The sequence below is a fragment of the Aeromonas sp. YN13HZO-058 genome (genome assembly GCF_001921245.1).
GTDB classification, from domain to species: domain Bacteria; phylum Pseudomonadota; class Gammaproteobacteria; order Enterobacterales; family Aeromonadaceae; genus Aeromonas; species Aeromonas allosaccharophila.
Window position 1 is genome coordinate 83,191 of record NZ_MQSY01000024.1, and the last position, 13,262, is coordinate 96,452.

The window sequence follows — 13,262 nt, forward strand, 5'->3', positions numbered from 1 at the left end:
CTGATTGAGAGCCCCGCCCCCGGATAAGGAGCGCCCTGGTTGGCCATCCTTGCACCGGTTTGGCGGGGCTTTGTGCTATCTGATTCACTCTTGGGCACTTTTTTATGTTCGGCCGGGGGCTCGACGGTGCTCGCTTTCTTTTGTCTTGGCACCGAATATGGGACACTAGGCCGCCTGAAGGAGACCCAGTGCATGCGCCTATTCACCCTGATCCTGATCCTCCTGCTGGGGGGACTGCAATATGACCTCTGGCTGGGGAAGAACGGGCTATCCGATTATCAGAACCTGTCGGAGGCCATCTCGCAGCAACAGCGGGACAACCAGACTCTCAAGGATCGTAACGACCTCATCTACCGCGAGATAGATGATCTCACCTCTGGCCTCGAGGCCATCGAGGAGCTGTCGCGCAACGATCTGGGTTACATCAAGCAGGGGGAGACCTTCTACCGGATCATCCCCAAAGAGAAAGACAAAGAGACAGTGCCGGACGATGCGCCCTACGATGACTGATGCCAGCCGGGTATCCGGCCTGACGGCGATCGTCCCTGCCGCCGGTATCGGCAGCCGGATGGGGGCCGATTGCCCCAAGCAGTACCTGCAACTGGCGGGTAAAACCATTCTCGAACATACCCTGGAGCGGTTGCTCTCTCACCCGGCCATCGCGCAGGTGATCGTGGCGCTGGCGCCCCATGACCGCTGGTTCGAGGCCCTGCCCGTGGCGGCCGACCCGCGTATTGTGCGGGTCGAGGGAGGCGCCGAGCGCGCCTTTTCCGTCCTCAATGGCCTTCATGTGGCGCAAGGGGAGTGGGTGCTGGTGCACGATGCGGCTCGACCCTGTCTGACCCACGGCGATCTCGATGCGCTGATTGCTGCGGCCATGGGCTGCGGCGGCGCCATTCTCGGCAGCCGGGTGCGCGATACAATGAAACGCTCCGATGGCGAGGGCAATATCATCGCCACCGTCGAGCGCGAGCAGCTCTGGCATGCCCTGACGCCGCAGATGTTCCCGACCCGTACCCTGAAAAGGGCGCTGGAAGAGGGGCTGCTGCTGGGCGCCACCATCACCGACGAGGCCTCCGCCATGGAGCGGGCCGGATTCACGGTGCGCATGGTGGAAGGGCGTGCCGACAATATCAAGGTGACCCGGCCGGAAGACTTGTCGCTGGCGGGGCTGTTTTTAAGCCAGCAGGCATAAGCCCCCCAGTCAGCACAAACAGTTCAGAACAAGGTGTTCAGAGCAGGCTGTCTCGAATAAACAGGCCCGAACAAGGAGTTAGCATGATCCTGATTGGACATGGTGTGGACGTACACAAAATTGATGGGGTTGGTTTCAGCATGTTGGGAGGTTGCCGCTGATGATGCGCATTGGTCATGGTTTTGATGTCCATAAATTTGGTGGTGTTGGCCCCTGCATGCTGGGCGGCGTGGCGGTGCCCTACGAGCAGGGGCTGGTTGCCCACTCCGACGGCGACGTGGTGCTGCACGCGGTGAGCGATGCCCTGCTGGGGGCCATCGGCGCCGGTGATATCGGCCGCCACTTCCCCGATACCGCTGCCGAGTTCAAGGGCATCGACAGTCGCATCTTGCTGCGGGACGTGTTTGCCCGGGTACAGCAAGCGGGTTATGCCATCGGCAACCTGGATGTGACCATCATTGCCCAGGCCCCTAAAATGGCCCCCCATATCGACGCCATGTGCGCCGTGCTGGCCGCCGATCTGCAATGTGATTTGAACCGGGTGAACGTCAAGGCGACCACCACCGAACAGCTTGGGTTTACGGGGCGCAAGGAAGGGATCGCCACCGAAGCCGTCGTCCTACTGGTGAAACAATAATGCTGGAACAACTTGCCTATCTGCACGGGGCGCCCACCGCCCGCGGTATCCTCAAGGCCGAGGCCGCCGACTTCGTGGTCAATGAAGATCTCGGGTTTGAGCCTTGCGGTGAGGGTGAGCACATCTTCGTCCGGGTGCGCAAAACCGGCGAGAACACCGCCTGGGTGGCGGGTCTGCTGGCCGATGCGGCCGGGGTCAACCGCAATGCGGTGACCTGGGCTGGCCTGAAGGATCGCCACGCGGTGACCGAGCAGTGGTTCGGCATTCACCTGCCGGGCAAGGCGGAGCCGGACTTGTCGGTCATCGAGAGCGACAGCATCCAGATCCTGCAAGCCAAGCGTCACAACCGCAAATTGCGGGTCGGCTACCTCAAGGGCAACCACTTCACCCTGCGCCTCACCGGTCTGGAACAGGCCGACGGGCTGGAAGCGCGCCTGCAGGCTATCGCCGGGCAGGGCGTACCCAATTACTATGGTGAGCAGCGCTTTGGCCGCGATGGCAACAACCTGGAAGCGGCCAAGGCGATGTTCGCCGGTAAGCGGATCAAGGATCGCAACAAGCGCTCCCTCTACCTTTCTGCCGCCCGCAGCATGCTGTTCAACGCCATTGTCAGCGCCCGTATCGAGCGGGGGCTGGCTCACCAGCTGCTGGCCGGTGATTGCGTGATGCTCAAGGGCAGCCACTCCATCTTCAGTGAAGAGGTGCTGACCCCCGAACTGGAAGCGCGTCTTGCTTCCGGCGACGTGCAACTCACCGCGCCCCAGTGGGGCCGTGGCCGTCTGGCCAGCCAAGGTGCTGCTGCCGAGTTTGAACAGGGCGTGTTGGCCCCTTACGCCGAATGGTGTGACGGGCTGGAGAAAGCCGGACTGGATCAGGATCGCCGCCCGCTGCTGCTCAAGCCGGAGCAGATGAGCTGGCAGCTGGATGGCGGGGTACTGACCCTCTCCTTCTTCCTGCCGGCGGGCGCGTTTGCCACCAGCGTGGTGCGCGAGTTAATGCAGGCCGAAGAGGCCGATCATGGTTTCAGGAATCAGACCGATGCGAATTCTGGTCAGTAATGATGATGGTGTGCATGCCGAGGGCATTCGTGCACTCAGCGAGGCGCTGCGCGCCTGCGGCGAGGTCATTGTGGTGGCGCCGGATCGCAATCGCAGCGGCGCGAGTCACTCCCTGACGCTGGAAGTACCGCTGCGGGTCACCCGTATCAGCGAAACCGGTTACTATGCGGTGAAGGGCACGCCGACCGACTGCGTGCATCTGGCGGTCAACGAGCTGGTGCGCCCGGAGCCGGACATGGTCGTGGCCGGTATTAACCACGGTGCCAACCTGGGGGATGATGTCATCTACTCGGGCACGGTCGCCGCGGCCACCGAGGGGCGCCATCTTGGCTACCCCTCCATCGCCATTTCGCTGGTGGGCAAGACCCACTTCGCCACGGCGGCCCACTATGCGGCCCTGCTGGTGAAGGGGCTGATGAAACACCCCCTGCCTGCCGATCAGATCCTCAACGTCAACGTGCCGGACTTGCCCCTCGAGCAGATCAAGGGGATCAAGACCACCCGCCTTGGCAATCGCCACCGGGCGGAGTCGGTGATCTGCACCGAGGATCCCCGTGGCCAGCCCATCTACTGGATTGGCCCCCCCGGCAGCCAGCAGGATGCCGGTGACGGTACCGACTTTGCTGCCATCGAGCAGGGCTATGTCTCGATTACCCCCCTGACCATCGATATGACTGCCTATGACAGTCTCGCCGGTCTGGGGGCCTGGTTAGATCTGCAGGGATGAGGGTGGTGTGATAGTACAGCGCCTGTTAAATCAGCTCATTGCGCAGGATATTCGCGATTTTCGCGTGCTGGCGACCATCGCGAAAGTGCCGCGCCAGCTGTTCGTGGACGAGGCTATGGCGCACAAGGCGTGGGACAACACCGCCCTGCCCATTGGCCACGGCCAGACCATTTCGCAGCCCTATATGGTGGCGCGAATGACCGAGTTGCTGATGCAAAATGATCCGGCCCACGTGCTGGAGATTGGCACTGGCTCCGGTTACCAGACGGCGATCCTCGCCCATCTGGTGGAGCATGTTTATACCGTTGAGCGGATCAAGTCGTTGCAGTTCCAGGCCCGGCGCCGACTGCGCCAGCTCGATCTGCACAATGTCTCGGCCAAGCACGGCAACGGCTGGCTGGGGTGGCCCAACAAGGGGCCTTATGACGCCATTCTGGTGACGGCCGCGGCGAGCGAGATCCCGACGGCACTGACCGATCAGCTGGCCGAAGGGGGGCGACTGGTGTTGCCCGTGGGTGACAGCCAGCAGACCCTGCAGCTGATCGAACGATCCGGCTCCCAGCTGACCAGCCGTATTCTGGAGCCGGTACGTTTTGTTCCCCTGATTGACGGAGATGTTGAGTGAAGTTGTTTTCCCGTTTGTACGTACTGGTGATGCAGTGGGCCCGCCACAAGCATGCCCCCTGGTATCTCTCCATCACCGCTTTTATCGAGTCGGTGTTCTGGCCGATCCCGGTGGACGTGATGCTGGCGCCAATGGCGCTCGCCAAGCCGCACAAGGCGTGGCACTACGCCGGGTTGGCAACCCTCTTCTCGGTGCTGGGCGCCCTGTTCGGTTACGCCCTTGGCTATGCCCTGTGGGATCCGGTGGTGCTGCCACTGGTGGAGTCTGTGGGCTATCAGGACAAGATCGGGATCGCCCGCCACTGGTTTGAGCAGTGGGGGATCTGGGTCATTTTCATTGCCAGCTTCACCCCCATCCCCTACAAGGTGTTTACCGTGACGGCAGGGTTGTTGCAAATGGCTCTGCTGCCCTTCATCATCACCTCCCTCATCGGTCGTGGCATGCGCTTTTTCCTGGTTGCGGGCCTGATGCGCTGGGGTGGCGAGAAAATGGAACGCAAACTGATGCACTACGTGGATGTGCTCGGTTGGCTCTGTATTGGTCTGGCCGTTGTGGCCTATTTCTGGTTTAGTCGTTAAGGATCCATTATGCGTTCGCGTATTTGGCAAGGAAGCAGTGTCGTGGTGTTGTCATGGCTGCTGCTTGCCTGCTCCTCCAGTAAAAATGCAGCTCCGGTGGATGGGGTAGGTGATGACCAGTTCGTCTCGACCATTCCGGCTCGCCAGAGCGGCACTCAGCTCAGCGCCCCCATTCAGGGTGGCAGCTATGTGGTGAAGCGGGGCGATACCCTCTACTCCATCGCCTTCAACTCCGGCAACGACGTGCCGTCGCTGGCCAGTCTCAACAACATCAGTCCGCCCTACAATATCTACCCGGGGCAGCGGCTGCGTCTCGACGCGTCGGGCTCTGCGGTGACCAGCAGCAGAAGTGCCGGTACCTATGAGGTACGCCGTGGCGATACCCTGAGCAGCATCGGCCGCCAGTTCGGCATGACGCCGCAGGTGCTGGCCCAGAGCAACAATCTGAGCGCCCCCTATGCGCTGCAGCCGGGTCAGGTACTCAACGTCCAGACTGCAGGCGGTGGTTCGACCCAGATGGTGGCTGCGACTCGTCCGGCAACTGTAACGCCGGTGACAGTGAGCCGTCCGAGCAGCGGACCGCGTCCGTTGGCCGAGCCGAGCGGATCTGGTCAGACCACGCCATTCATCGCTCAGAAATCCGTTGCTCCGGCGGCACCGAAGGAATACGCTCAGACCAAAGAACAAAAAACAAACAACTCCCAGTCGAGACTTGCTTGGCACTGGCCCGCAAAAGGCCGGATCGTCGAGGGGTTCTCTGTTGCAGAACAGGGTAACAAGGGTATCGACATAGCCGGCCAGAAGGGGCAACCCGTCTACGCCGCCAGCGGTGGTAAAGTGGTATACGCTGGCAGTGCTTTAAGGGGGTACGGCAAGCTGATCATCCTCAAGCATGATGATGACTATCTCTCCGCTTACGCACACAACGACGAGTTGCGGGTGAAGGAAGGGGACAGCGTCAAGGGGGGCTCGGTCATTGCCAACATGGGTAGCACGGACGCGCCGGATGTGCGATTGCATTTCGAGATCCGGTACCGAGGCAAATCGATCAATCCGATGAGCTATTTGCCAAAGCGTTAACCCCAGAGAGACCGTCTTACTCTGGTAACGTCAGGGAGACACACCATGAGCCAAGAACAACTGGTAATGCAGGATGCAGAGTTAGAGTTTGACGCTGAACCCGAATCGAGCGAAGAAGAAGTAGAAGAGTTGCATGAGGTAGTCGCCGAGGCGGAAGAGACTATTTCCGATGAGTTGCTGGCACCGGAACTGAACAAGGTGATGGATGCCACGCAACTCTATCTGGGGGAGATTGGTTTTTCCCCGCTGCTCACTGCCGAAGAGGAAGTCTACTACGCCCGTCGTGCCTTGCGGGGTGACAAAGCAGCCCGCAAGCGCATGATCGAGTCCAACCTTCGACTGGTGGTGAAAATCGCCCGTCGCTACAACAACCGCGGCCTGGTGCTGCTGGATCTCATCGAAGAGGGCAACCTCGGTCTTATCCGCGCGGTCGAGAAGTTCGACCCCGAGCGCGGCTTCCGTTTCTCCACCTACGCCACCTGGTGGATCCGTCAGACCATTGAGCGGGCCATCATGAACCAGACCCGCACCATCCGTCTGCCCATTCATGTGGTCAAGGAGTTAAACGTTTACCTGCGCACCGCGCGTGAACTCTCTCACCGTCTCGATCACGAGCCGACCGCCGAGGATATCGCCTTTGCGCTGGATTGTTCGGTGGACAGTGTGAACCGCATGCTCAAGCTCAACGAGAAGATCACCTCGGTAGATACCCCCATCGGTGGCGATCGCGACAAGGCGCTGCTGGATGTGCTCTCCGACGAGCGCGGCATGGGGCCCGAGCTGGAATCTCAGGATGACGACATGCGCGCCAGCATTGTGCACTGGCTGGAAGAGCTCAATCCCAAGCAGCGGGAAGTGCTGGCACGCCGTTTCGGCCTGCTGGGTTACGAGCCTGCCACGCTGGAAGATGTGGGGGCCGAGATTGGTCTGACCCGCGAGCGGGTGCGTCAGATCCAGGTAGAGGGGCTGCGCCGCCTGCGGGAGATCCTGCTGAGCCAGGGGCTCTCCATCGAGGCGCTGTTTCGCACCTGATCACGATGGCTGCCGGCTGACAACAAACGGCTGAACAAGTGAATAGCACGAGGGGAGCAATCGCTCCCCTCGTTTTTTATTGCCTGTCGTCTGGCGATGGCGGTGCGGTTATACCAGCTCGGCCAGCATGGTGTCGGCGTAGGGCACCAGCGCTTCACCCTTCTTCACCTTGTCGAGATAGTCCGGGTTGGCGATGAGCGGACGACCGATGGCCACCAGATCGAAGCGGTTGGCCTCGATGGCCACGGCGGCGCGCTCGGCGTCGTAGTTGCCCACCCCGACCAGATTGCCCTTGTAGTTGGCACGCAGATAGTCGGAGGCGCGGCCACCCAGATAATCGAAGGTGAGGTTGTCATCGAAGATGCCGAGGTGGATATAAGCCAGCGGGCGATCGTTGAGCTCGGCCAGCAAATAGTCGAACACGGCGCGATCTTCCGGGCTGCCCTCCAGATGAACATAGGCACCGGGGGAGAGGCGAATGCCAACCCGATCACCGCCGATACGGGCGCTGATGGCATCGACCACTTCCAGCGCGAAACGGCTCATCTTCTCCGGGCTGCCACCGTAGTTGTCGCTGCGCAGGTTGGTGGAGTGGTGCAGGAACTGATCGATCAGGTAGCCGTTAGCACCGTGGATCTCCACTCCGTCGAAGCCCGCTTCGATGGCGTTGGCAGCGGCCTGGGCGTAATCCTGCACCAGCTGGGCGATGTCGGCTTCGGTCAGGGCACGCGGCACCTGATAGGTCAGCTCGCGCATGCGGGGTACAGTGCCGTCAAAGGCCACGGCAGAGGGGGCCAGCACTTCAGCCTGATGGAAGAAGGGGTGGGAGAGGCGGCCGACGTGCCACAGCTGGGCGAAGATCTTGCCGCCCTTGGCGTGCACGGCGTTGGTCACTTTCTTCCAGCCATCGATCTGCGCCTGGGTAAAGAGGCCCGGGGTATTGGGGTAGCCCTGCCCGTCGGGGCGGATGATGACGGCCTCGGAAACAATCAGACCGATGTCGGCGCGGCGGCCGTAATAGGCAGCCATCTGCTCGGTCGGCACCAGACCGGGGCCTGCCATGCAGCGGGTGAGCGGGGCCATCATGAAGCGGTTGGCCAGGGTCAGAGTGTCATTGAGTCGATACGGCTGAAACAGGGTATTCATGATAGTTTGTCCTGAACGGGTTATTCTTGAATGTGCATTCAAGACGTTTTTTGCGTCGGGCGCAAGCTTTTTTTTGAATGCACGTTCAAGAAGGTTGGCCCGAGCGGGCGGCTGGGGTAAACTTGCCGCCCTTTCCAGCCACTCTTTACCGGCGGGCCTTGTTGCCCCTTGCCGGTGAACCATTTCCCACGGGAGGAACCATGCGCATAGCCGAGTTTGATCGGGACGAGGTGCTGCGAAATGCCATGGAAGCGTTTCGCGCCAAGGGATACGCCAAGACCACCATGCAGGAGCTGGTGGCCGCCACCGGCCTGCATCCGGGCAGCATTTACGGCGCCTTCGGCAACAAGCGTGGCCTGCTGCTGGCGGCGGTGGATCACTATGTCGAGGGCAAACGCACCCTGCGCCGCGTCCTGCTCGACAACCCGAGCCCGCTGGCTGGCCTTGCTGCCTATCTCGACCGGATTGTAGGGGAGGCGCTCTGCGGCTCCTGTCTGGTGACCCGCACCATGATGGAGCTGAGCGAACAGGATGAGGAGCTGACCCAGCGGGTCAAGGTCATCTATGGCGAGCTGGAGCAGGATCTGGCCGAGTTGCTGACACAGGCGCAGGCCAAGGGCGAACTGGCCCCGGATCGCAATATCCGCACCCTCACCGCCTTGCTGCTGATCAACCTGCAAGGTCTGGTCACCTTCGCCCAGTGCCGCCCCGATCGCCCCCTGCTCGACGACGTGGTCGCCCAGCTGATGCGTGCCCTGCGGGCGTAACGCGATACCGCAGAAACAACAGTGGCTCCCTCGGGAGCCACTGTTGTTTCTGGTCTCAGCCCTTGCATCAACCTTTGTTGCCAGACGCAGCGGCCTTACCTCGGCCCCACCAGCTCCTTCATCAAATCTTTCAGCCACACCAGTGCCGGTTGCTGCGCGTGAACGGGATGCCAGACGCAGTTGAGGTGGTAGTCAGGCACGTCTTCGGGCAGAGGCAGGCTTTTCAGCGGCCAGTGGGTGGCGAGCAGCTCGGCCACCATGCTGGGCAGCACCAGCAGGTGATCGCTCTGGCTGACGATGGCGGCGGCGGACATATAACTCTGGCTGTTGACCGAGATGGTGCGGCTAAAGCCCAGACTCTTCAGATAGCGGTCGAGGCTCGCCTCAGAGGTGCCCAGCGGCGAGTGGAACACATGGGGCATGGCGATGAGTTGTGGCAAGGTGATGCGTTCCTGCCACTGGGAGGGGTCATCCTCGGCACCGGCGGGGGCCGATTTGGCAATCGGCAGATCGGCGCGTACCAGCCCGGCCAGCGGCTCGGTGAGCCAGGTCTCCTTGCCCAGATACCCCGGCACCTGCATGTACTCGTCAAACCCCAGCACCAGATCGATCTCGCCGCTCGCCAGCTCGGCTTCGGGCAGGGTGTCGCGCAGGATGCGGATCTCGATGGTGACCCCCGGCGCCAGCCGTCTGAGCCGCTGAATAAGCGGCGGGATCAGCACGCACTCCACGTAATCTGTGGTGCAGAGCACGAAACGGCGCCTGGAATGGATCGGCTCAAACTCTTCTTCCTCGGTGAGCTGCTGCTCCAGCAGCCGCAGCGCCTGCTGCACACCAAGATGCAGCCGCTGGGCGCGCGGGGTCGGCAGCATTCCCTGCGGGGTGCGCACCAGCAGCGGGTCGCCGAGAAAGGTGCGCAGCCGGTTGAGTGAGTGGCTCATGGCGGGCTGACTGATAAAGAGCGCTTCGGCGGCGCGAGTGACGCTGCCCTGCGTCATCAGGGCGTCAAAGGCGAGCAGCAGATTGAGGTCGAGCTGGTGCAGTTTCATGGGGGGATTATTCGCCGTGTTTATGGGACAATCCATCCTATTCATTTGATGGATAGGGGCGCAACGTCTTACTCTGCGACCCACTGTTATTTTTTCAGGATTCCCACGCCGTGTTGGCGTAAATGGGGGCCTCAATCCATGCAAGGAGCCTTGCGATGAGCATCAAGACCATTCATTCCACGCCGGCCGCCGACGGCTTCACCATGCCCGCCGAGTGGGCGCATCAGCAGGCCGTCTGGATGATCTGGCCGTATCGCCCTGACAACTGGCGTGAAGCCGGTCGCTTCGCCCAGCCTGTCTTTGCCAAGGTAGCGGATGCCATCGGCGGCGCCACCCCGGTCTTTATGGGGGTGCCTGCCCAGTTTATGGAGCAGGCCCGCGCCATCATGCCCGCCCATGTCACCCTGGTCGAAATGAACAGCGATGATTGCTGGGCCCGCGATACCGGCCCCACCATTGTTACCAACGCTGCCGGCGAGTGCCGTGGGGTGGATTGGGGCTTCAACGCCTGGGGCGGCCACAAGGGCGGTCTCTACTACCCGTGGAATCAGGATGAAGAGGTCGCAGCCCAGATGCTGGCCCAGCACGGCATGGCTCGCTACGACGCGCCGCTTATTCTGGAAGGGGGCTCCATCCACGTCGATGGCGAAGGCACCTGCCTGACCAGCGCCGAGTGCCTGCTCAACGAAAACCGCAACCCGCACCTGAGCAAAGAGCAGATCGAAGCTCACTTGCGCGACTATCTGGGCGTCACCAGCTTTATCTGGCTGGACGAAGGCGTTTATATGGACGAAACCGACGGCCACATCGACAACATGTGCTGCTTCGTGCGTCCGGGTGAAGTGGCCTTGCACTGGACTGACGACCAGAACGATCCCCAGTACGCCCGCTCCGTGGCCGCCCTCAAGGTGCTGGAAGCGGCGGTCGACGCCAAGGGTCGCAAGCTCAAAATCTGGAAGCTGCCCCAGCCGGGCCCGCTGTTCTGCACTGAAGAGGAGTCTGCCGGTGTCGAGAGCGGTAGTGGTGTGCCGCGCGAGGCAGAAGGGCGTCTGGCCGGTTCCTATGTGAATTTCCTCATCACCAACGATCGCATCGTCTACCCGCTGCTGGATGCTGCCACCGATGGCGAAGCCCAGCGCATTCTGGAAGAGATCTTCCCGGAGCACACCGTGATCGGCGTACCGGCCCGCGAGATCCTGCTGGGCGGTGGCAATATCCACTGTATTACTCAGCAGATCCCTTCCGGCCAGTAAGAACCGGATGACGATCCTGCTGCGAGGCCGTGATCAAGGCTTATGTGCTGTTCGCTTATGTGAAACCGAGGGCTCACGTATGTTCATACGCTCCGGTTCCTGTGCAGCTCTTCACCTTACTGACGGCCTCTCGCGACGGGTCGCAAACCGGTTCCGGTGAGTATTCAAAACCCCATGCCGTGGGGTTTTATCTCTTGATGGTGTGATGGTCGCAGGCGCTGATGCGGCGATCATCATGACAAACAGTCACCCTTTTACAGGAGATCCTAAATGATCGAAGTGACCGAGGTTTCCATTGCCGAGCTGCGTGCCGCGCTCGAATCAGGCCGCACCACAGCGGTCGAACTGGTCAAGGCCTATTTGGCCCGGATCGAGGCCTACAACGGCCCCGAGACTGCCACCAAGCTCAACGCCCTTGTGGTGCCCAATCCCGATGCGCTGAAAGAGGCGCAAGCGTCTGATGAGCGCCGCGCCCGTGGTGAAACTCTGGGGCCGCTCGACGGCATCCCCTACACCGCCAAAGACAGCTATCTGGTCAAGGGGCTGACCGCCGCCTCCGGCAGCCCGGCCTTCAAGGATCTGGTTGCCCAGCGCGATGCCTTCACCGTGGAGCGCCTGCGCGCCGCCGGTGCCATCTGCCTTGGCAAAACCAATATGCCGCCGATGGCCAATGGCGGCATGCAGCGCGGCGTCTATGGCCGTGCCGAGAGCCCCTACAACGCCGACTACCTGACCGCGCCGTTTGCCTCCGGCTCCTCCAACGGCGCCGGTACTGCCACCGCCGCCAGCTTCTCTGCCTTTGGTCTGGCCGAAGAGACCTGGTCGAGCGGCCGTGGCCCGGCCTCCAACAACGGTCTGTGTGCCTACACCCCGTCCCGTGGCGTCATCTCGGTGCGCGGCAACTGGCCGCTGACCCCGACCATGGATGTGGTGGTGCCCTATGCCCGCACCATGAACGATCTCTTGGAAGTGCTCGACGTAGTGGTCGCCGACGATGCCGACACTCGTGGCGATCTGTGGCGCATGCAGCCTTGGGTGAAGCTGCCCAAGGTCTCTGAAGTGCGTCCGGCCTCCTATCTGGATCTGGCTGCCAAGCCCGATGCCCTCAAGGGCAAGCGCCTCGGCGTGCCGCGCATGTTTATCAACAAGGATGAACTGGCCGGCACTAGCGAAAATCCCGGCATCGGCGGCCCGACCGGTCAGCGCATCTATACCCGTCCGACCGTGATCGCGCTGTGGGAGCAGGCCCGTCAGGCGCTGGAAGCCGCGGGCGCCGAGGTCATCGAAGTGAACTTCCCGCTGGTCTCCAATTGCGAAGGGGACCGACCCGGCGCGCCGACCGTGTTCAATCGCGGTATCGTGAGCCCTGAGTTTCTCAACGACGAGCTGTGGGAACTCTCCGGCTGGGCGTTCGACGACTTCCTGCGCGCCAACGGCGATCCCAAGCTTAAGCAATTGGCCGATGTCGATGGGCCGAAGATCTTCCCCCACGATCCGGGCACCCTGCCGAACCGCGAGGGCGATTTGGCGGCGGGCATGGACGAGTACGTCAAGATGGCCAAGCGCGGCATCAAGCGCTTTGACGAGATCCCCACAGTGCCGGATGGCCTGCGCGGTCTGGAAAAGACTCGCAAGCTGGACTTGGAAGATTGGATGGACGGGCTCAAGCTCGACGCCGTGCTGTTCCCGACCGTCGCTGACGTCGCCCCGGCTGACGCTGATGTGAATCCGGCCTCCGCCGATATCGCCTGGAGCAACGGCATCTGGGTTGCCAACGGCAACCTCGCTATCCGCCACCTCGGCGTGCCGACTGTCACCGTCCCCATGGGCGTGATGGCCGATATCGGTATGCCGGTGGGGCTGACCTTCGCCGGTCGCGCCTATGACGACAACAACCTGCTGCGTTTCGCCTCGGCCTTCGAGTCCACCGGCAGCAAGCGTATGGTGCCGCCGCGCACTCCGCCGTTGGGGTGATTGATGTTGTGAGTTAAATCTCCGTGGTTCGTCCGAAGATAATGAAAAAACCACCCGTTATGCGGGTGGTTTTTTACTTTAGTTGTGGGGAGCCGATTATTCCCATCATGCATTGAATAACTAATAACCTATTGATACCTA

The 13,262-nt window shown here is 61.7% G+C and carries 14 protein-coding genes; 12 read left to right on the forward strand and 2 right to left on the reverse strand.

The features are described from left to right. Window positions 1-192 precede the first annotated feature (192 nt). From ftsB to rpoS, 9 genes are all read left to right on the forward strand, one after another. Complete coding sequence (gene ftsB, locus BSP75_RS05550) at window positions 193-510, forward strand: cell division protein FtsB (RefSeq protein ID WP_058053304.1); 318 nt, start codon at window positions 193-195, stop codon at window positions 508-510. Next, on the forward strand, window positions 503-1,195 hold the full coding sequence (gene ispD / locus BSP75_RS05555; protein WP_075112500.1) for a 2-C-methyl-D-erythritol 4-phosphate cytidylyltransferase: 693 nt from the start codon (window positions 503-505) through the stop codon (window positions 1,193-1,195). Before ftsB ends, ispD begins: the two co-directional genes overlap by 8 nt. Window positions 1,196-1,355: 160 nt before the next feature. Next, the gene (gene ispF, locus BSP75_RS05560; protein WP_075112501.1) at window positions 1,356-1,832 is read left to right on the forward strand and encodes a 2-C-methyl-D-erythritol 2,4-cyclodiphosphate synthase; all 477 of its coding nucleotides are present in this window, start codon (window positions 1,356-1,358) and stop codon (window positions 1,830-1,832) included. Next, window positions 1,832-2,890 (forward strand): tRNA pseudouridine(13) synthase TruD, encoded by a 1,059-nt coding sequence (gene truD / locus BSP75_RS05565; protein WP_075112502.1) that lies wholly within the window; start codon window positions 1,832-1,834, stop codon window positions 2,888-2,890. The genes ispF and truD overlap by 1 nt, the downstream gene beginning before the upstream one ends. Beyond that, window positions 2,871-3,617 (forward strand): 5'/3'-nucleotidase SurE, encoded by a 747-nt coding sequence (surE, locus tag BSP75_RS05570; protein WP_042656468.1) that lies wholly within the window; start codon window positions 2,871-2,873, stop codon window positions 3,615-3,617. Before truD ends, surE begins: the two co-directional genes overlap by 20 nt. A 7-nt stretch (window positions 3,618-3,624) precedes the next feature. Further along, complete coding sequence (locus BSP75_RS05575; RefSeq protein WP_033138377.1) at window positions 3,625-4,242, forward strand: protein-L-isoaspartate(D-aspartate) O-methyltransferase; 618 nt, start codon at window positions 3,625-3,627, stop codon at window positions 4,240-4,242. Beyond that, complete coding sequence (locus tag BSP75_RS05580) at window positions 4,239-4,820, forward strand: YqaA family protein (RefSeq protein WP_042656469.1); 582 nt, start codon at window positions 4,239-4,241, stop codon at window positions 4,818-4,820. Before BSP75_RS05575 ends, BSP75_RS05580 begins: the two co-directional genes overlap by 4 nt. Before the next feature lie 9 nt (window positions 4,821-4,829). Beyond that, window positions 4,830-5,900 (forward strand): peptidoglycan DD-metalloendopeptidase family protein, encoded by a 1,071-nt coding sequence (locus BSP75_RS05585; protein WP_075112503.1) that lies wholly within the window; start codon window positions 4,830-4,832, stop codon window positions 5,898-5,900. 45 nt (window positions 5,901-5,945) lie between these two features. Then, complete coding sequence (rpoS, locus tag BSP75_RS05590; RefSeq protein WP_042656471.1) at window positions 5,946-6,932, forward strand: RNA polymerase sigma factor RpoS; 987 nt, start codon at window positions 5,946-5,948, stop codon at window positions 6,930-6,932. A gap of 108 nt (window positions 6,933-7,040) precedes the next feature. On the opposite strand, the gene BSP75_RS05595 is transcribed toward rpoS, so the two are convergent. Further along, the gene (locus tag BSP75_RS05595) at window positions 7,041-8,078 is read right to left on the reverse strand and encodes an alkene reductase (RefSeq protein ID WP_075112504.1); all 1,038 of its coding nucleotides are present in this window, start codon (window positions 8,076-8,078) and stop codon (window positions 7,041-7,043) included. Window positions 8,079-8,278: 200 nt separating this feature from the next. Here BSP75_RS05595 and BSP75_RS05600 point away from each other — a divergent pair, with 200 nt between their 5' ends. Beyond that, complete coding sequence (locus BSP75_RS05600) at window positions 8,279-8,845, forward strand: TetR/AcrR family transcriptional regulator (RefSeq protein ID WP_075112505.1); 567 nt, start codon at window positions 8,279-8,281, stop codon at window positions 8,843-8,845. Window positions 8,846-8,940: 95 nt separating this feature from the next. Here BSP75_RS05600 and BSP75_RS05605 read toward each other — a convergent pair whose 3' ends face one another. Beyond that, the gene (locus tag BSP75_RS05605) at window positions 8,941-9,894 is read right to left on the reverse strand and encodes a LysR family transcriptional regulator (RefSeq protein ID WP_075112506.1); all 954 of its coding nucleotides are present in this window, start codon (window positions 9,892-9,894) and stop codon (window positions 8,941-8,943) included. Between the two features lie 155 nt (window positions 9,895-10,049). On the opposite strand from BSP75_RS05605, the gene aguA reads away from it, so the two are divergent. Together aguA and BSP75_RS05615 are read left to right on the forward strand one after the other, a co-directional pair. Then, window positions 10,050-11,147 (forward strand): agmatine deiminase, encoded by a 1,098-nt coding sequence (aguA, locus tag BSP75_RS05610; protein WP_075112507.1) that lies wholly within the window; start codon window positions 10,050-10,052, stop codon window positions 11,145-11,147. Window positions 11,148-11,417: 270 nt separating this feature from the next. Continuing rightward, complete coding sequence (locus BSP75_RS05615) at window positions 11,418-13,121, forward strand: amidase (RefSeq protein WP_075112508.1); 1,704 nt, start codon at window positions 11,418-11,420, stop codon at window positions 13,119-13,121. The last annotated feature ends 141 nt before the right edge of the window (window positions 13,122-13,262 follow it).